Origin of the sequence: Janibacter sp. HTCC2649, assembly GCF_000152705.1 — a bacterium.
In the GTDB taxonomy this organism is placed as follows: domain Bacteria; phylum Actinomycetota; class Actinomycetes; order Actinomycetales; family Dermatophilaceae; genus Knoellia.
In genome coordinates, this window is sequence record NZ_CH672413.1 from 2,392,061 (window position 1) to 2,409,586 (window position 17,526).

Genomic DNA, 17,526 nt, shown 5'->3' on the forward strand with positions numbered 1-17,526 from the left:
GCTCTGCCAGCCCGGATCTAGGGCTTGGGCTTCGGCGGCTTCTTCGTCGCGCCGGGGGCCGACCCCGACTTTCCGGGCGCCGACTCGGAGGTCGTGGGACTGGGCTGGGTCGTGGAGCTCGATGACGTGGACGGAGCTGTCCGTGCCGTGGGCTGGCCGGGAGTCGATGCCCTGACCCCAGCTGACGTCGACGTCCCGCTCGGGCCGTCGGTGACCACCGCGACGTTCGGGGACGTCGTCGGCACGGGTGCTGAGGTGGAGGGTGTCGGATCCTCGGTCGAGCTCGCAGCCGGCTCGGCGGTCGGTGCATCCTCGTCCTGGCCCTCACCCGATGTGACGTGCACACCCGTCGGGCCCTGAGGGAAGAGCGGTCCGCCCAGGCTCGGTCCGCCCAGCGCCGCGGTCCCGACCAGCACGGCATACACACCGCTTGCGACGAGCATCATCCAGAGCCCGCGACGGACGTCGCGGCGTGGGCGACCGGCCGCCCCGAGGGCGGCGGGGGCGGCGCAGTGGCGCGGACGGTGGGGAGCACTCATGACCCATCCACCGTAACGAGGTGGCCACCAGAACCCCAGCGAGCGTCAGGACCAAAGCCTCTACCGCCTCGCTTGTCTACTACGTATCGTCGTATTACTATCAGTCGTAGTAGAACCTTGAGCCCCTCGAGGGACCGATCTGCAGGAGAGCCATGGACCCCGTCGACCTCGCACGGTGGCAGTTCGCGATCACCACCGTCTACCACTTCCTCTTCGTCCCGGTGACGATCGGCCTGTCCTTCGTCGTCGCCGTGACGCACGTGCTGTGGGTACGGACCCGACGCCCCGAGTGGCTGCGCCTGACCAAGTTCATCGGCAAGCTCTTCACGATCAACTTCGCGCTCGGGCTCGTGACGGGGATCGTCCAGGAGTTCCAGTTCGGGATGAACTGGTCGGACTACTCGCGCTTCGTGGGGGACATCTTCGGAGCACCGCTGGCGCTGGAAGCGCTGCTCGCCTTCTTCGTCGAGTCGACCTTCCTGGGGCTCTGGATCTTCGGCTGGGGGCGCATCCCCGAGAAGCTGCACGCGGCCACCATGTGGATCGTCCACATCGGCACCCTGCTCTCTGGCTACTTCATCCTCGCGGCGAACTCGTTCATGCAGAACCCCGTCGGCTTCCGCTACAACCCCGAGTCGGGGCGTGCCGAGATGACCGACTTCCTCGCGATCCTCACCAACAAGGTGCAGCTCGTCGCCTTCCCACACGTCATCACGTCGGCCTACATGGTCGGTGGCGCGGTTGTCATGGGCGTCGGGGTCTGGTTGTGGCGGCGGGCCGCGCAGCCGGGCGCGGCTGACGCCGAAGACGTCCCCATGTATCGCAAGGCCACCCGCCTCGGCGCCGTCCTCACCCTCGTCGCGAGCCTCGGCGTCGTCATCACCGGCGACGTGCAGGGCAAGATCATGACGGAGGTCCAGCCGATGAAGATGGCTGCCGCAGAGGCGCTCTACGAATCCCAGACGGGCGCGGCCTTCTCGATCTTCACCATCGGCACGCTCGACGGCAACCACGAGGTCTTCGCGATCAAGGTGCCCAAGGTCCTCGCCTTCATGGCGACCGGCAACCCCAACGGCACGGTCGAGGGCATCAACGAGATCAAGGCGCGCAACGCCGAGATGGTCGCGGGGATCGAACGCACCTACGGGACGGACGTCGCGCGGATCGCGGCCGACGCCGACTACACCCCCAACGTGCCCCTGGCCTACTGGACCTTCCGCCTCATGATGGGACTCGGCTTCGCCTCGATGGGGCTGTCCCTGTTGTTGCTGTGGGTGACGCGTGGCCGCTCGCGACCACCGGTGTCACGCCTGTGGGTGTGGGCGGGGATCGCCGCACCACTGCTCCCGATCTTCGGCAACAGCTTCGGCTGGATCTTCACCGAGACCGGCCGCCAGCCGTGGCTCGTCAACGGGTTGATGACGACCGCCTTCGGTGTCTCGCCCTCGGTCTCCGCAGGTGAGATCTGGACCTCGATGACCGTCTTCACCCTCCTGTATGCCGTGCTCGCCGTTGTCGAGGTCCGCCTCTTCCTGCGCTACGTCGCCCACGGCGCCGAGCCCTTCCACGAACCGGAGGACGCGCCCGCCGAGGACGCACCCCTCCAGTTCGCCTACTGACCCCTCCTTCCCACCTTCCCCAACCCCGCGAGAGCGAGACCGACATGGACTACCCGCTCATCTGGTTCATCCTCATCGGAGTGCTCTGGACCGGCTACCTCACCCTCGAGGGCTTCGACTTCGGGGTCGGCGCCCTCCTGCCCGTCCTCGGTCGCCGCCCCCACGTGGGCAACGGCGTCGTCGAGTCCGAGAACCGTCGCCGGGTCATGCTCACCGCGATCGGTCCGCACTGGGACGGCAACGAGGTCTGGCTGCTCACCGCCGGCGGCGCGATGTTCGCGGCGTTCCCCCACTGGTACGCCACGATGTTCTCCGCCTTCTACCTGCCGCTGCTCGTCCTCCTCGTCGCGCTCATCGTGCGCAACATGGGGCTGGAGTACCGCCACAAGCGGGATGACGACACGTGGCGGCAGCGATGGGACATGGCGATCGTCGCGGGTTCGGTGCTCGCGCCGTTCCTCGTCGGCGTGGCACTGACCAACGTCGTGCGCGGCGTTCCGCTCGATGCCAACTTCGAGTATGCCGGCTCGTTCTGGACCCTGCTCAACCTCCCGAGCCTGCTCGGCGGCGCCACCTTCGTCGCCCTGTCGGTGACCCACGGAGCCCACTTCCTCGCCCTCAAGACCGACGGGCCGATCCGCGAGGAGGCCCGCCAGATCGCGTGGCAGGTGGGCATCGTCGCCGCGGTGCTGGCGGTCCTGCTGCTCGGCTGGCTCGTCACCACCCAGGGATCGTTGGCCGTGGCCGCCCTGGCAGTCGTCGCCGCAGCCGGACTCGTCGGCGGTCTGCTCGCGGGCCGCGCCGGACGCGAGGGACTCGCCTTCGGCGGAACGGCCCTCACCTGGGTCGCCGCCACCGCCTCCTACTTCGTCGCCCTGTACCCCGCGGTCATGCCGACGACCCTGGCGGGTGGCGCCTCGCTCACCATCGAGAACGCATCGAGCACGACGATGACACTGCAGATCATGACCGTCGCGGCGCTGCTCTTCGTGCCGATCGTGCTGCTCTACACGGCCTGGACGTACTGGGTCTTCCGTCGGCGTCTCTCGACCCACCACATCCCCGCACCGGTCCTCGTGAAGTGAGCGGACGGCATACCCCATGAAGCCTTTTGACCCCCGGCTGCTGCGGGCCGTGCCGGCCGTTCGACGACCGGTGGCCATCCTCGCCGTGGTCGCCGCGTTGCAGGGAGCTGCGGCCATCGGCCTGGCCGTTGCCCTCGCCCGGCTCGTGACCGACGTTGTCTCACAGGGCAACTGGCAGCGAAGTGCAACCTGGGTCGTCGTGGCGTTCCTCGTACGAGCGGGGCTGGGGATGCTCGTCGAGCGCATCGGAGCGAGCACGGCGACTGCCGTCAGCTCGGCCCTGCGGCGTCGGTTGCTCGCACGCTGGGTGAGTTCGCCGGCAGAGGGGCGACCCGGGGTCGAACGAGCATCGACGCTCGCCGCGCAGGGCGCACATGCCGTCGAACCGTATGCCGCCCGCTTCCTCCCGGCGCTCGTCGCCGGAGCAGTCGTGCCGGTCCTCGCCGTGGCCACCCTCGTCGTGGTCGATCCACTCAGCGCAGTCATCGTCGTGGTGACACTGCCCCTGCTGCCGCTCTTCGCGGCCCTCATCGGACGGACGACGCAGGACGACACCCTGAGCCGGTGGCGAGCGCTCGAACAGCTCGCCGGTCACTTCGGTGATGTGATGCGCGGCCTGCCCACTCTCGTGGCCTATGGCCGGGCGCGGCGTCAGGTCGAGGTCGTGAAGGACGTTTCTGAGCAGCACCGGCTCGCCACGATGCGAACCCTGAGGTTGGCGTTCATGTCGTCGGCCGCGCTCGAGCTCCTTGCGACGATCTCGGTGGCGATCGTCGCGGTCTCGGTTGGCCTGAGGCTGACCCACGGATCGATGACCCTCCAGGCCGGGCTGCTCGCGATCCTCCTTGCGCCCGAGGCCTACTGGCCCATCCGACGGGTCGGCGCCGAGTTCCACGCCGCCGCCGACGGAGCCACCGCCATCGACGACATCCTCACCGAACTGAAGACCCCCAACCTGCTGCCACTTTCGTCCAATAGGGCACGAATGGCGGAAACCATTCCTGCCCTATTGGACGAAAATGTTCGGGCAGAGGGCGTGGGGTACGCCTACCCGTGGGCGGAGGGGCTCGTGCTCGACGACGTCACCCTGAGCGCCGGGACCGGGCTGACGGTGGTCACCGGGGAATCCGGGGCCGGCAAGACGACTCTGCTCGACCTGCTCGCGGGAGTCCGCACGCCAAGTGCAGGCGAGATCGCGACGGGGCCCGTGCACTACGTGACGCAGCGACCGTTCCTCCCGGACGGGACCATCGAGGAGGCGGTCCGACTCGGCACCAGCCCCGACCTCACGGAGATCGACGTGTGGGCGGCGTTGTCGCGGGTCGGGCTCGACGAGTTCGTCGCCGGCCTGCCGGACCGACTCTCGACAGCGCTCGGCGACGACGGGTTCGGCCTCTCGGCGGGGCAGCGGCTCCGCCTCGGTCTGGCTCGGGCCGCGCTCTCCGAGGCGCCCGTCCTCCTCCTCGACGAACCGACCGCCCACCTCGACCACGCCGGCACCGACCTGGTCGTCACCTTCATCCGCACCCTCGCCCGGGATCGCTGCGTCATCGCTGCCACCCACTCCTCCGAGCTCGTCTCCGTCGCCGACGAGCACCTGCACCTCGGACACGCGATGGCGGTGGTGGGGTCATGACCGTTCTTGAGTCAGTCGTCCCCCGTCGTCGCGATGCTCTCGCCGGAGCCTGGGGTGGACTGGCCCTGACCTCGGGCGTCGCCCTCACGGCGACCTCCGGCTGGCTCATCGTGCGCGCGGCCGAGCGCCCGGTCATTCTCACCCTGCTCACAGCGATCGTCGGGGTGCGCGCCTTCGGCATGGCCCGGCCCTTCTTCCGTCACCTCGAGCGGCTCCGCTCCCACGACTCGGCCCTGAGCGACCTCGCCACCGCACGAACGTCCGTGTATGCCGCCCTCATCCCTCTCACTCCGGCTCGCCTTGGCCGCCGGTCCCGAAGCGCCGTCCTCGGCGGGGTCGTCGACGACCTCACCGACGTCGTCGAAGCCCATGTCAGGGTGCGGGTCCCGGTGCTGTCGGCCACTGTCGCCGCTCTGTTCGCCGTCCTCCTCACCGGCGCCCTCGAGCCGATCGCCGGCGTCGTCGTCGCGGTCTGGATGCTGCTCGTGGCGCTGACCTCCCGCGTCGGGTTGGCCCTCGAACGCGACGCGCAGCCCCTCCTCGGAGAGGCTCGCGCGGAGGTGAGTCGCGCGGCGGAGCTGGTGGCACGGCATACTCCGGAGCTGCAGGCCATCGGAGCGACGGGTGACGTGCTCGATCGACTCGACCGAGCGCACGCCGACCTGGCTCGGGCCCTGGGTCGGCAGAGCCGCGGGCGGGCCCTGGTCACAGGAGGCGTCCTCGCCCTGACGGGCGTGGCAACGATCGTGATGGCTGCGGTGGCCACCACTTCCAGCCTCTCCCCCGCTGTCGTCGCGCTCCTCGTCGTCGTTCCCGCAGCCCTGGCAGACGCGGTGCTGCCGCTCGCCGACGCCGTGCGCGCCCAGGCCCGGGCCGAGCAGAGCCTGTCGCGGGTCGATGCCCTGCTGGACCAGACGCCCGCAGTGGCCAACGCCGGCTCAGGACAGCCCTCTTCGCGAGCACCCCACCTGCGACTCGAGGGCGTCGTGGCCGGCTGGACCGACGGTCGCGTGGACGTCGGGCCGGTCGACCTGGACCTCCCGCCCGGACGTCGGATCGGGCTCGTCGGCGCCAACGGGACCGGCAAGTCCACGCTGCTCGCCGTCCTCGCCCGAGCCCTCGACCCCGCCGCCGGTCGCTATCTCATCGACGGTCGAGACGTCACCGACCTGGACGCCGATGCCGTGCGTGACCTCCTCGCCATCGTCGACGACGAGCCGCACATCTTCGCCGCAGACCTGCGCGCCAATCTGGTTCTGGCACAGCCGGATACGAGCGACGCGGAGATCATCGCCGCCTTGCGCGTCTCGGGTCTGGGCACGTGGCTCGCGGGGCTGCCCGCTGGGCTGGACACCCGCCTCGGCGCCGGTGGGCGCGGGGTCTCCGGCGGCGAGCGCGCCCGGCTCGCCCTGGCCCGCGCGGTGCTGTCGGGGCGACCGGTCATCCTCCTCGACGAGCCCGTGGCCCACCTCGACCACGCCACTGCGGTGAGCGTCATGCGGGACGTCTGGGTCGCCACCTCGGGGCGTACCGTGGTCGTCGTCAGCCACCGTCACGAAGGCCTCGACGCCGTCGACGAGGTCCTCGAACTCTCGCCCACCCGCAAGGACTGATCGCCGTGCCCACCACCCCCGCCGCTCCCCGCCTCGGTGATCTCGAGCGCGTCGTCATGGAGCAGCTGTGGGAGTCGTCGGAGCGTCGACCCGAGGGTGCGAGCGTGCGCGACGTGCTCGAGGCCCTGCCCGCTGACCGGAACCTCGCCTACACCACGGTGATGACGGTGCTCGATCGCCTGTCCAAGAAGGGACTCGTCACCCGCGAGCGCGACGGGCGGGCTTGGCGCTACACCCCGGCCGGCACGCGTGCGTCGCTCACCGCCGAGACGATGCGGGCCTCCCTCGGGGACGCGAACGATCGTCGGGCGACGTTGCTGCACTTCCTCGATGGTGCGACGCCCGAGGAGCTCGACGACCTGCGCGCTGCGCTCTCCGAGGTCGAGCAGCGGCGCGGCTGAGGGTCGAACCTCGAGCATGTACGCCCTCCTCCTCGCAGCCCTCGCCGTCGTCCTTGCTGGCGTTGCCCCGCGAGCAATGGCCCGGCTCGTCAGTTTCCGTCGAGCGCCACGCCCCGCCCTGGTGGCTTGGCAGGCCGTCTCCCTCTCGGCCGTGATCGCCGCGCTGTGCGCTGGGCCGGCAGCGGTCGCGTACCTCAACGACACCACCTACGGCTGGTTCGCGTGCAGCAGCCAGAACGGTTGCGCCACCACGATCTGGTGGATGGAGAACCGGCGCTGGATCGTCCTCACGATCGCGGCCGTCGTGACGGTCCTCGTGCTGGGTCGCCTCCTCCTCTCGGGCCACCGCATCGGCACCCGACTCCGGGCCGCCCGGGCCCGCCACCGTGAACTCGTCGACGTCCTCGCCGCACCAGAGAGCGATGGGCGAGCGGACGGCATACGCGTTCTCGATCACGCCACTCCGACGGCGTACTGCCTCCCCGGGCGACGGTCGCGAGTCGTCCTGACGCAGGGCGCCCTCGCTGCCCTGCCCGACGACGAGCTCGATGCGGTGCTCGCCCACGAGCGGGCGCACCTGCGGGGGCGGCACGACCTGCTCATCGAGTACTTCACGGTCCTGCACCACTCCGTGCCCAACCCGGTGCGTTCGCCCGAGGCTCTGCGGGAGGTGCGCCTGCTCGTCGAGGCCCTGGCCGACCGGGCGGCCGTGCGCCGCTCGGGTCCGGTCACCACGGCCCGGGCCCTCCTGACCCTCGCGCAAGGACAGGCACCCGAGGCCGGACTCGGCGCCGGTGGCGACGGCACGACCGCCGCCCGGATGCGCCTCCTCGCCGCCGAACCCCTGTCCTCACTGACCATCGTGCTCATGTACGCCTACGCCGCAGTCGTCCTCATCCTTCCCCTCGCCCTCCTCGGCCTTGCCTGGCAGTGAGAGGCTGCGGGACATGAGTGAGAGAACGCCAGGCGAGCAGACGGCATACCGGATCTCCGTGGTCTGCACCGGCAACATCTGTCGGTCGCCGATGGGTGAGTGGCTGCTGCGGGAGGCGTTCGAGGACGCGGGTCTCGACGTCGAGGTGACGTCAGCCGGCACGTCCGCGGAGGAGAGCGGCAACCCGATGGACTCGCGGACCATCGCCGTCCTGCGCCGCAACGGGCACACCGACCACGGCTGGGACGGGCACCGGGCGCAACGCTTCACGGCGCAGGACTTCGCGGAGCTCGACCTTGTGCTCGCCGCCGACAGCGGCCACCAGCAGAGGCTGCTCAGGCTGGCGCCGAGCGACGAGGACCGCGCCAAGGTGAAGCTGATGCGTTCGTTCGACCCCACCTCGGTCGCGGCCGAGGACCTCGACATGGACGACCCGTGGTGGGGCGACGACGCGTCGTTCGACCAGACCTACGCCGAGGTTCGGGCCGCCGTGCCCGGCATCGTCGACCACGTGCGGGCTGTGGCCTTCACCGGATAAGCAGTTGTCCGGAAGGCCGCTGGGCCTGATGCTGCTCGCATGTATGCATTGGAGCGAGCGCGACACGACGCGGCTGAGGGCCGCGCGTGGAAGGCGCGCGACCGTTTGAGGGGGGCTCCAGACCCATCGACCGGATGCTGCCGTCGCCGACGAGCTCGCGCAGATTCACCACGTCATGCACGACCTGCCGGCCGCAGGAGCTCTGTGGTTCGTCACGGGTCGTGACGACGCCAACGCGCGGGAGGCCATCGCGGCCTGGCGTGAACAGCATGGCGATGCCGCCGCTCAGTGGCGCACGATCCCCGGACCCTTGCGGGCGGCCTTGGCGTCCGAGCCCCACCTGGTTCACCTCCAGGAGGAGGCTCGTCAGGCCGAGCGAACCACCATCCAGCGTCACGAGGCGAAAGTGCGGGCTGCCCAACCGCGAGCCGACCGTGTGCTGGACGTCGTGGGCACGCTCATCCTCTGTGGCGTGGCGCTGTCGATCATCGCGATCTTCGGCGTCGGCGTGTGGACGATCGGAAGGTGGATCGCCTCGTGAGGTGCGTCAGCGAGCGGCCGGGTTGAGCGCGCGCGTGAGGACGTAGTCGAGGACCACGAAGTCGTCGACGGTTCCGCCCACTGTGTCGTCCGGGATGACGTCATTGAAGTCGACGAGATAGCTCAGCGCGGCGAGAGTCATGTGGCGCCGGGCGACGAGCGCCGCTGAGTCGTCCGCCTCGAGGGCCGAGCCACCCAACCAGTCGACGGCCTGGGCGACGAGCCCTGCGAGAGGTGCCAGGCGCTCGTCGTTCTCCAGGTGACGCAACCGCACCAGGTCGAGAAGTTCCTCGAGCAGCACCGGTTCGGTGTCCAGCCGATGGGCGAAGCGGCGGCTCCTCGCGAACGGCTCCGAGCGCAGCAGGCGCCGCACGACCTCGGGGTGCACCGGTGACGACTCGCCGGGCGCTCGGGTGGGGATGGACACCCGGGGAGTCTAGGTCCCCGCGGAGCCTTGCAACCTCAGTCGGAGCCTTCCTCGCCTCGACGCAGCGACGCGCGGTCCTCCGGGTTGAGGACTCCCATTGGCGCTCCCGACGCACTGCGTCCCGCGACGTCGACCCGTTGGTTGCGCCAGACGTAGTAACCGGCGAGGACGCCCACCACGGCCAGCAAGATGCCGATCCAGCGCCGGGGGTCGTCGGAGTTGGAGTTGACGAGGAGAGCCGGGACGACGAACGCCAGGGGCAGGCCCAGAGCCAGGACCCGCACCACCGCCGCGTTGCGTGCCCGGTGCTCGGGGGCGCGGCTCAGACCCTGCTCCCGGATGAACTGGTCGGGGTCGCGGAAGGCCGTGACGGGCAGGACCACGAAGACCGCCGTGAACAAGCCCACCACCCCCGCGATGGCCATCCCGCCAATGGTCAGGTCGAAGCCGACGGACTCAAGGACGGACTGCCCCTCAAGCGGGAACCAGGAGTGGCCCTCATAGACCTCGTCAGGGCGCTGGAAGGAACGCACCCGATCGACGAAGGGTGGGAGCTGCACGAAGATCGTGTCCAGGATCCCGATGGGCAGAGCCGTCACCACTGCCACCACGATGCTGCGCCCGACGGCCGGGAAGAGCACTCCGAGTTCGCGATCTCGCCGCCACAGCGACTCCAAGCAGGCCCAGGCGGTCACTGGCGCCGCCATGAAGAAGAGGGGGTAACCCAGCAGACCCAGGCTCCCGTCGTAGTCCGCGGCCACGATCCACAGCCCAGGGATGCTGAGGACCACACATATCCCGAAGAGCACCCACGCCCCGGGGCTCATCAGCCTCCGCCAGAAGGAGTCGTCGGATGAGGTGACCGCAACGGTCGTGCGAGGCTCGGCAGGGACCGCGAGCGCGCCGACGACAGCTTCGGTCGCTGCACCCGCAGCGGCCTCGGCCCGCTGCGAAGCCGCCTTGGCCGACGGGAGTCCATGCACCAACGACACGAGCCTGACGACGGCGGTCGCCATGACGGCAACCACCGTGACGAGAGCGATGAGATAGGGATAGTCGGCCCCGAGCGGCTCCCCACTCAGCACGCGAGGCAGAGCACTTCCCCTGATGCCGGACTCCTGCGCGATCAGGAGCAGCAGCGCGAGGGCCACCGCACCCACCACGAGCGGCAGTGCGCCCCACACAAAGTCGATGGCCCGGGGCGCCACCTCTTCACGACGACCCGAACGCACGGTCCTCACCAGCCAGACCAGTGCGCACCCATGGAGGGCGGCGGCCACGACGAAGGGCCACGGCGACTGGTAGGGAGCCACGACTGCGACCGCAAAGGTGCCGAGCAGGGCCACGACACACAGGGCAACGGCCCCCGACCCATGGCTACGTCGCTCGACACCGGCATGCGTCAGCCCTTGATTCATCTCTCCCCCTGCACTTGCCCCACCTGAAGATTCGGGGCCAGTGTGGCAGATCGCGGCGCGCACGACCGGGGACTGGAGCCACGGCATACGCAGGCCGTCGGCGATGGGAGAATGCGCGTCATGGGTTCTCTTGCTGACGTCACTCCCTCCATCGCGCTCGGCGCCCTCGACGGTCGCTATCGCGGCGCGGTGGCTCCTCTCGTCGACCACCTGTCCGAGCCGGCGCTCAACCGCCAGCGGATCCACGTCGAGATCGAGTGGCTGATCCACCTCACCGACCGCAAGGTCGTGCCCGGTGTCCGCACCCTCACCGACGACGAGAAGGCCCAGCTGCGCCAGATCGTCGCGGACTTCGGTCCCGACGAGATCGCCGAGATGGCCGACACCGAGAAGGTCACCCAGCACGACGTCAAGGCGGTCGAGTACTTCCTCAAGAAGCGCCTCGCGCAGATCGCGCCGAGCGAAGACGACAAGGGCCTCGCCGAACTCATCCACTTCTGCTGCACCAGCGAGGACATCAACAACCTCTCCTACGCCCTCATGGTGCAGGGCGCCATCGAAGAGGTCTGGCTCCCGCGCGCCGCGACCCTCGTCGAGGCCGTCTCGACCATGGCGTCCGACCTGCGCGCCGTCCCCCTGCTCTCGCACACCCACGGGCAGCCCGCGACGCCGTCGACCCTGGGCAAGGAACTGGCCGTGCTGGCCTGGCGCCTGCAGCGTCAGCTCCGCCGGGTCGAGGACGCGGAGTTCCTCGGCAAGCTCAACGGCGCCACCGGCACCTACGGCGCGCACCTCGCGGCCGTGCCCGAGGCCGACTGGGAAGACATCAGCGAGACGTTCGTCGAAGGCCTCGGCCTCACCTGGAACCCGCTGACCACCCAGATCGAGAGCCACGACTGGCAGGCCGAGCTCTACGCCGACGTCGCGCGCTTCAACCGTGTGCTGCACAACCTCTGCACCGACGTCTGGACCTACATCTCGATGGGCTACTTCGCGCAGGTGCGCGGCCAGGGCACCGTCGGCAGCTCGACGATGCCGCACAAGGTCAACCCGATCCGCTTCGAGAACGCCGAGGCCAACCTCGAGGTCAGCAACGCCCTCCTCGACGTCCTCGCCTCGACCCTCGTCCAGTCCCGCCTCCAGCGCGACCTCACCGACTCGAGCATGCAGCGCAACATCGGTGTCGCCCTGGGCCACTCGCTCCTCGCCCTCGACAACGCGACCCGCGGTCTGGCCGGTCTCGACGCCGTGCCCGCCGCGATGGAGCGCGACCTCGACGGCAACTGGGAGGTCCTCGGTGAGCCGATCCAGTCGGCGATGCGTGCACTCGGCGCCCAGGGAGTTCCCGGCATGGAGGAGCCATACGAGCGGCTCAAGGAGCTCACTCGCGGTCGTCGCATCGGCCAGCCCGAGCTCGTCGAGTTCGTCAAGGGCCTCGGCCTCCCGGCTGAGGTTGAGGAACGCCTCGCCGCGATGACACCCCAGACCTACGTGGGCATCGCGCCGGCACTCGTCGACCACCTGGCCTGACCCAGCCGCACCTCTAACAACGCGAAGCGCCCCGCCGGACCGTGGTCCGTGCGGGGCGCTTTCGGGTATGCCGGCCGGCTGGGCCGGCGTTCAAGGGTTCAGACGGTGACCGGACCCGAAGGGGTCTCGAAGGTCACCGACAGGATCCCCGGGTTGCCGCGGGGCGCGATGAAGTTGAACTCGACATCGGCGGGGACGTAGTCCTCATCGACACCGACCCAGTCACGCACGCGCTCGGGGTCGCCCGCGATCTCGAGCGAACGCAGCGCCACCTGGGTGACGCCGCCGGACGACGGGTGGGGCACGTCCTTGTCCCACTCGATGAAGAACGGGAGCTGCGGGTCGGACTGCAGGCCCTTGACGCCGAGCTGCTTCCAGCGGAGCTCGACACCGTCGGGGCGGTGACGGTTGCCCGTGACCGACTCGCGACCGAGGCGCTGCTCCTGCTTGGTGATGTCCTCGACGCTCACCACCCAACCGAGCCAGCCTCCACCGGCCAGGGAGCGGGCACGCACGACCTGGCCGAACGGCGCCTTGTCGGACGCGGGGTGGTCGAGCACCTCGACAACCTCGAGATAACGGTCACCGAGGAGAGGAAGGATGACGTTGCGCGTCCCAAAGCGCGGGTGCACACCCCCGTCGACGGCTGCTACTCCGAGCTGCTCGGCCAGACGTCCGGCCGTGGCTCGCGCCCCGTCGTTCTCTGCGGCATAGACAACATGGTCGACTCGCATGCCGATAATCGTGACACACCTTGAGGGGTGGTCTTGACACGGGTGTGGCTGAGGGGATTTCAGTGACCAGACAGTTGAGCGGTCAAGTAGATCTCCGCTGGCGCACGGCCTCGTAGACAACGATCGCCGCGGCCGCGGACGCGTTGAGTGAATTCACCTGTCCGTGCATGGGAATGCGAACCCGCAGGTCAGCCGCCCGAAGTGCCTCATCGGTCAGCCCGAACTTCTCGGTGCCGACGGCAATCGCGACACCTCCGGTGAGGTCTGCATCGGTGTGCAGCGTCTCCGTGTCGGGGGTGGTCGCGATGAGGCGTATGCCGCCCTCCCGCAGCCAGTCGATCGTCTCACCGAGCGTTGCGCTCGCCACCGGGATCGAGAAGACCGTGCCCTTGGACCCACGCACGACGTTGGGGTTGCCCCAGTCGGTGACGGGGTCGACGGCGATGACGGCGTCGACGCCGGCGGCGTCGGCGGTGCGGAGCATGGCCCCGAGGTTGCCCGGCTTCTCCAGGCCCTCACACACGAGGAGCAGTGGCGAGGAAGGCAGCTTGAGATCCGCGAGCCCGGCCCGGACTGACGGAACCAACGCGATGAACCCGTCCGGCCCCTCCCGGTAGGCGACCTTCTCGAACGCCGACCGCGACACCTTGATCGTCTCGACGCCCGCCGCACGAGCCCCGTCCACGACCTTCAGCTGCTCGGCGGCATCGAGCATGAGCTCCGGCGAGTAGAACACCGTCCGCGGTCGCACCCCGGCGTCGAGCGCCAGCCCCAGCTCCTCGAAGCCCTCGACGACCGTCACCCGGGCCTCGTCGCGCGCCCGGCGACGACGCAACGCCACGAGCTGCTTGAGGCGGGGGTTGGCAGGTGAGGTGATCTCGAGATCGGGACGGGACGGCATACCCGTCATTGTCCTTCCGGCAGCAGCGAACGGAGCACGGGCACGAGGCCGTCGTCGTCGACATCAAGAGTGGTCTCGTCCGCGACGGCCTTGACCTCGTCGGGCGCATTGCCCATCGCGACTCCACGGGCGGCCCAGTGGAGCATCTCGAGATCGTTGCGCTGATCGCCCACGGCGACCGTGTATGCCGGTTCCACACCGAGGTGACGCCGCACGAGTTCCAGCGCGGAGCCCTTGCTCACACCCTCGGGGTTGATGTCGAGCCAGGCCGTGAACCCGACGGCGTAGTTGACCCCGTGCAGGCCGATCCGTTCGGCGAGGTTCATGAAGTCCTCGGCCGTGCCCGTCGGGTCGCGGAAGGTCACGCGGGTCACGGGGTGGGCGAGGAGCTCGTCCCACGGCACGACGCGCTGCTCCCCACCGAGCTCACCGTCGGGGAAGTGCCCGCTGACCTTGAAGCCGACGCCGAGCTCCTCGACCGCGACAACTGCGTCGGGCCAGGCGTCCTTGAGCAGGTTGAGGGCGGGCGCCGCATCGAACGTCACGGCCTCGATGATCTCGTAGCCGCCCTCGAGACCCGGATCGAGACGCAGGGTGACAGCGCCGTTGGAGCACACGGCATACCCGGTCTCGATCCCGAGCAGCGCAAGGATCGGCATCGTCGCGACGATCGACCGGCCGGTCGCGATCGTGACGTGATGACCCGCGTCGGCGACGGCGCGCACGGCGTCGTGGACGACCGGCGACATCTCGCCGGCGTGGTTGATCGTCGTGCCGTCGACGTCGAGCGCGACGAGGTGTGGGGTGACCGTCATGGCGCCAACCTATCGAGGCCGACCGTCACCCGTTTGCTCAGCCGCGTTCCTGCCCGAGCTTCCAGTAGCCGGAGAACAGGACCTGGCGCCGGTCCACTCCCACGACCTTGACGAGGTGGCGACGGCCCTCGGTGACCATGCCGGACTCACCGCAGATCCACGCGTAGTCGAGCTTGCCGAGCTTCGCGCCCTGCAACGCCGGAAGGACGACGGATCCCGGGACACCATCCGTGCGCACGTGCACCGTGACGTCGGCTCCGCCGAAGGCGTATGCCGCGAGGATGGCCGGGTCGGCCACCTCCACGTGGATCGTGGCTCGGTCCAGAACGGTCGGGTGCGCGTCGACGATGGCCGCGAGCGCGGGCAGGGCGGTCTCGTCGGCGACGAGGAGCACCGGGCCGTCGCACTCGTGGCCGCGGAAGAGGGCACCACCGGAACGGAACCCGACGCGGTCGCCCACCTGGGCTGCGCAGGCCCACGCGGAGCCGGGGCCGGAGTCGCCGTGGGTGACGATGTCGACGTCGATGGTCCTGTTGACGGCGTGGTGGGCGCGGACGGTGTACCAACGCAGGTCAGGGCGCTCGGCCTCCGGCATGTCGGCGATGGCGGCGCGGACGTTCTCGCGGGAACCGTCGGGGAGGGTGAGCGCGGCGCCCGCGCGCGGCATGAGGAGTCCGAGGTACTCATCACAGCCGACACGACGGAAGTCGCCGAAGTCGTCTGCGGAGAAGGTGATTCGACGCATGCCACCGCCGAGGCCACTCACTGCGGTGACCGTCATCTCGAACTGCGACTCCTCGTCGCGATAGATGGGTGAGGCCATGGTGAGGCGGGCATAGGCGGTGGCGGCCTTCATGGCGACCCGGTCGAGAACGGTCATGACTTCTCTCGCTTCCTGCGGTGGGGGATGACGACGGGGTCACCGGTGGTGGGGTCGGCGACGACGGACGCCGCGATCCCGAAGACCGACTCGATGACCTCTGGGGTGACGATCCGGGCTGGTGGGCCCTCGGCGACGATCACGCCGTCGCACATGGCGACGAGGTGGTCGGCGTAGCGCGCGGCCATGGCGAGGTCGTGCAGGACCATGACGACGGTCGTGCCCTCGGTGGCGTTGAGGTCGCGCACGAGCTCGAGGACGTCGATCTGGTGGGCGATGTCGAGGAAGGACGTCGGCTCGTCGAGCAGCAGCACCTGGGTGCGTTGCGCGAGGGCCATCGCGATCCAGGCGCGCTGACGCTGTCCGCCGGAGAGGCTGTCGACGGGGATGCCAGCGAGGTGGACGAGCTCGGTCACCTCGAGGGCACGGGCGACGATCGACTCGTCCTCACGGGACCACTGCTTGAAGAGGCCGTGGTGGGGGTGGCGCCCGCGCTCGACGAGTTCGACGACGGTGATGCCCTCGGGGACGATCGGCTGCTGCGGCAGCAGGCCGAGCCGCTTGGCCACGTCCTTGGTGGGGAGGTCACCGATGACGGTGCCGTCGAGGAGGACGCGCCCGGCGCTCGGTGGCAGCAGGCGCGAGAGTCCACGGAGCAGCGTCGACTTGCCGCACCCGTTGGGTCCGACGATGGCGGTCACCCGACCCGTGGGCACGGCGAGGTCGAGGCCCTCGATGATGACGCGCTTGTCATAGGCCAGAGTCAGTGCCTCTGCGGCGAGGGTGGCGGTCATGGCTACTTCTCCTGGATCGATCGGCGGCCGGCGATGAGCAGCCAGACGAGGACAGGGGCGCCAGCGAGGCCGGTCACGACACCCACGGGGTAGGCCGTGCCGGGATCGGCGTATGCGCTGATGTAGTCGGCGGCCAGCACCATGGCGGCCCCGACGAGGGCGGCTGCGGGGATGGACGTGCGGCCCTTGCTGAGACGTCGCGCGATCGGGCCACTGAGGAAGCCGACGAACGCGATCGGCCCACACACCGCAGTGGCCGACGCGGTGAGCAGGACCACGAGGGCGGTGATCATGATCCGCAGCCGATGGGCGCGAACCCCGAGGCCCGCGGCCAGGTCGTCGCCGAGGCCGAGGACGCCGAGTTGCCGGGTCACGGCGGTGAGGAGCGGAAGACCAATGACGACAACGGTTCCGAGCCGGGCGATCTCCCCCCAGGAGACCGAGCCGAGGCTGCCGGTGAGCCAGACGAGGGCGTCCTGCGCGCGATAGATGTCGGCCCGCAGCAGCACCCAGTGCACGACCGAGCTGAGGACGGCGGCGAGGCCGACTCCGACGAGGATCATCCGACCGGTCGCCGCTCCCCCACGACCGGCGAAGGCGTGGATGGTGAGCGCGACGACAACCGCACCGGCGAACGCGACGAGCGCGACCGGCATACCCGTCCAGCCGAGCAGGACGACAGCGAAAACGGCTGCGGCACTCGCGCCGAGATTGATCCCGAGAACGTCCGGGCTCGCGAGCGGGTTGCGGAGCATCGACTGGAAGGCCGCGCCGGCCGAGGCGAACGCCGCGCCGGCGAGGACGGACATGCAGGCGCGGGGAAGCGTGGACTCCATGAAGATGAACGACGCACCGGGGATCGTCGTCCCGGAGATCATGCGTATGCCGTCCACGAACGACACGCGGTAGTCGCCCAGAAGCGCTCGGGTCAAAAACAGCGCGACGACGAGGGCACCGAGCCCGAGGAGGAGCAGCAGCTGTCGGCGACGCACTCCACGCCGCACGGCGCGCAGCGTCGTGACGGTGTCGAGAGCGACCGCGTTCCCGGAGCCGTCGGTCGAGAGGCGAGAACCCGCCGCGTATGCCGGTGCGCTCACGGCGTGTTCTCTCCTCTCGACTGCT

At 69.7% G+C, this 17,526-nt stretch carries 17 protein-coding genes and 1 pseudogene; 9 read left to right on the forward strand and 9 right to left on the reverse strand.

Annotated elements, in window-relative coordinates:
- Nucleotides 1–17: 17 nt before the first annotated feature.
- On the reverse strand, nt 18–539 hold the full coding sequence (locus JNB_RS21320; protein WP_148232391.1) for a hypothetical protein: 522 nt from the start codon (nt 537–539) through the stop codon (nt 18–20).
- A 152-nt stretch (nt 540–691) separates the two neighbouring features.
- Between JNB_RS21320 and JNB_RS11460 the strand changes: the two genes are divergently transcribed.
- The 8 genes and pseudogenes from JNB_RS11460 to JNB_RS11495 all read left to right on the forward strand — a co-directional run.
- A complete protein-coding gene (locus JNB_RS11460; RefSeq protein ID WP_009776633.1) occupies nt 692–2,158 on the forward strand; it encodes a cytochrome ubiquinol oxidase subunit I in 1,467 nt (488 codons plus the stop codon).
- 44 nt (nt 2,159–2,202) lie between these two features.
- Nucleotides 2,203–3,243 carry a cytochrome d ubiquinol oxidase subunit II gene (gene cydB, locus JNB_RS11465; protein WP_009776634.1) on the forward strand — a complete coding sequence of 347 codons (1,041 nt, stop codon included), beginning with the start codon at nt 2,203–2,205 and terminating at the stop codon, nt 3,241–3,243.
- A 16-nt stretch (nt 3,244–3,259) separates the two neighbouring features.
- Nucleotides 3,260–4,879, forward strand: a complete 1,620-nt coding sequence (gene cydD, locus JNB_RS11470) for a thiol reductant ABC exporter subunit CydD (protein ID WP_009776635.1) — start codon at nt 3,260–3,262, stop codon at nt 4,877–4,879.
- Nucleotides 4,876–6,492 carry a thiol reductant ABC exporter subunit CydC gene (gene cydC / locus JNB_RS11475; RefSeq protein ID WP_009776636.1) on the forward strand — a complete coding sequence of 539 codons (1,617 nt, stop codon included), beginning with the start codon at nt 4,876–4,878 and terminating at the stop codon, nt 6,490–6,492. The genes cydD and cydC overlap by 4 nt, the downstream gene beginning before the upstream one ends.
- A gap of 5 nt (nt 6,493–6,497) precedes the next feature.
- Nucleotides 6,498–6,893 (forward strand): BlaI/MecI/CopY family transcriptional regulator, encoded by a 396-nt coding sequence (locus JNB_RS11480; protein ID WP_009776637.1) that lies wholly within the window; start codon nt 6,498–6,500, stop codon nt 6,891–6,893.
- A gap of 16 nt (nt 6,894–6,909) precedes the next feature.
- Nucleotides 6,910–7,827 carry a M56 family metallopeptidase gene (locus tag JNB_RS11485; protein ID WP_009776638.1) on the forward strand — a complete coding sequence of 306 codons (918 nt, stop codon included), beginning with the start codon at nt 6,910–6,912 and terminating at the stop codon, nt 7,825–7,827.
- A 13-nt stretch (nt 7,828–7,840) separates the two neighbouring features.
- Entirely contained in the window at nt 7,841–8,365 is a 525-nt protein-coding gene (locus tag JNB_RS11490; RefSeq protein WP_009776639.1) for a low molecular weight protein-tyrosine-phosphatase, read from the forward strand.
- Between the two features lie 145 nt (nt 8,366–8,510).
- Nucleotides 8,511–8,906, forward strand: a pseudogene (locus tag JNB_RS11495) (hypothetical protein); the annotation flags it as partial.
- A gap of 6 nt (nt 8,907–8,912) precedes the next feature.
- On the opposite strand, the gene JNB_RS11500 reads toward JNB_RS11495, so the two are convergent.
- Both JNB_RS11500 and JNB_RS11505 read right to left on the reverse strand, forming a co-directional pair.
- The gene (locus JNB_RS11500; RefSeq protein WP_009776641.1) at nt 8,913–9,332 is read right to left on the reverse strand and encodes a hypothetical protein; all 420 of its coding nucleotides are present in this window, start codon (nt 9,330–9,332) and stop codon (nt 8,913–8,915) included.
- 35 nt (nt 9,333–9,367) lie between these two features.
- Nucleotides 9,368–10,750 carry a hypothetical protein gene (locus JNB_RS11505; protein WP_148232392.1) on the reverse strand — a complete coding sequence of 461 codons (1,383 nt, stop codon included), beginning with the start codon at nt 10,748–10,750 and terminating at the stop codon, nt 9,368–9,370.
- Nucleotides 10,751–10,870: 120 nt separating this feature from the next.
- Between JNB_RS11505 and purB the strand changes: the two genes are divergently transcribed.
- A complete protein-coding gene (gene purB / locus JNB_RS11510) occupies nt 10,871–12,280 on the forward strand; it encodes an adenylosuccinate lyase (RefSeq protein WP_040884701.1) in 1,410 nt (469 codons plus the stop codon).
- A gap of 98 nt (nt 12,281–12,378) precedes the next feature.
- Here purB and JNB_RS11515 read toward each other — a convergent pair whose 3' ends face one another.
- The 6 genes from JNB_RS11515 to JNB_RS11540 all read right to left on the reverse strand — a co-directional run bounded on the left by JNB_RS11515 (nt 12,379) and on the right by JNB_RS11540 (nt 17,501).
- Nucleotides 12,379–13,014: a VOC family protein gene (locus JNB_RS11515; RefSeq protein ID WP_009776644.1), complete on the reverse strand. Its 636-nt coding sequence runs from the start codon at nt 13,012–13,014 to the stop codon at nt 12,379–12,381.
- 82 nt (nt 13,015–13,096) lie between these two features.
- Nucleotides 13,097–13,915: an RNA methyltransferase gene (locus tag JNB_RS11520; protein ID WP_009776645.1), complete on the reverse strand. Its 819-nt coding sequence runs from the start codon at nt 13,913–13,915 to the stop codon at nt 13,097–13,099.
- 5 nt (nt 13,916–13,920) lie between these two features.
- Nucleotides 13,921–14,730, reverse strand: coding sequence for an HAD family hydrolase (locus JNB_RS11525; protein ID WP_009776646.1), 810 nt, complete (start codon nt 14,728–14,730; stop codon nt 13,921–13,923).
- A gap of 37 nt (nt 14,731–14,767) precedes the next feature.
- Entirely contained in the window at nt 14,768–15,610 is an 843-nt protein-coding gene (locus JNB_RS11530) for a siderophore-interacting protein (protein WP_009776647.1), read from the reverse strand.
- The gene (locus JNB_RS11535) at nt 15,607–16,404 is read right to left on the reverse strand and encodes an ABC transporter ATP-binding protein (protein WP_009776648.1); all 798 of its coding nucleotides are present in this window, start codon (nt 16,402–16,404) and stop codon (nt 15,607–15,609) included. Before JNB_RS11535 ends, JNB_RS11530 begins: the two co-directional genes overlap by 4 nt.
- Nucleotides 16,405–16,406: 2 nt before the next feature.
- Nucleotides 16,407–17,501, reverse strand: a complete 1,095-nt coding sequence (locus JNB_RS11540) for an iron chelate uptake ABC transporter family permease subunit (RefSeq protein WP_009776649.1) — start codon at nt 17,499–17,501, stop codon at nt 16,407–16,409.
- Between the last annotated feature and the right edge of the window lie 25 nt (nt 17,502–17,526).

What these genes read in the sequence shown, in the direction of transcription:
- JNB_RS21320 (WP_148232391.1), bottom strand. Translation starts at nt 539, where the DNA reads ATGAGTGCTCCCCACCGTCCGCGCCACTGCGCCGCCCCCGCCGCCCTC.
- JNB_RS11460 (WP_009776633.1), top strand. Translation starts at nt 692, where the DNA reads ATGGACCCCGTCGACCTCGCACGGTGGCAGTTCGCGATCACCACCGTC.
- cydB (WP_009776634.1), top strand. Translation starts at nt 2,203, where the DNA reads ATGGACTACCCGCTCATCTGGTTCATCCTCATCGGAGTGCTCTGGACC.
- cydD (WP_009776635.1), top strand. Translation starts at nt 3,260, where the DNA reads ATGAAGCCTTTTGACCCCCGGCTGCTGCGGGCCGTGCCGGCCGTTCGA.
- cydC (WP_009776636.1), top strand. Translation starts at nt 4,876, where the DNA reads ATGACCGTTCTTGAGTCAGTCGTCCCCCGTCGTCGCGATGCTCTCGCC.
- JNB_RS11485 (WP_009776638.1), top strand. Translation starts at nt 6,910, where the DNA reads ATGTACGCCCTCCTCCTCGCAGCCCTCGCCGTCGTCCTTGCTGGCGTT.
- JNB_RS11490 (WP_009776639.1), top strand. Translation starts at nt 7,841, where the DNA reads ATGAGTGAGAGAACGCCAGGCGAGCAGACGGCATACCGGATCTCCGTG.
- JNB_RS11505 (WP_148232392.1), bottom strand. Translation starts at nt 10,750, where the DNA reads ATGAATCAAGGGCTGACGCATGCCGGTGTCGAGCGACGTAGCCATGGG.
- purB (WP_040884701.1), top strand. Translation starts at nt 10,871, where the DNA reads ATGGGTTCTCTTGCTGACGTCACTCCCTCCATCGCGCTCGGCGCCCTC.
- JNB_RS11515 (WP_009776644.1), bottom strand. Translation starts at nt 13,014, where the DNA reads ATGCGAGTCGACCATGTTGTCTATGCCGCAGAGAACGACGGGGCGCGA.
- JNB_RS11520 (WP_009776645.1), bottom strand. Translation starts at nt 13,915, where the DNA reads ATGCCGTCCCGTCCCGATCTCGAGATCACCTCACCTGCCAACCCCCGC.
- JNB_RS11525 (WP_009776646.1), bottom strand. Translation starts at nt 14,730, where the DNA reads ATGACGGTCACCCCACACCTCGTCGCGCTCGACGTCGACGGCACGACG.
- JNB_RS11530 (WP_009776647.1), bottom strand. Translation starts at nt 15,610, where the DNA reads ATGACCGTTCTCGACCGGGTCGCCATGAAGGCCGCCACCGCCTATGCC.
- JNB_RS11535 (WP_009776648.1), bottom strand. Translation starts at nt 16,404, where the DNA reads ATGACCGCCACCCTCGCCGCAGAGGCACTGACTCTGGCCTATGACAAG.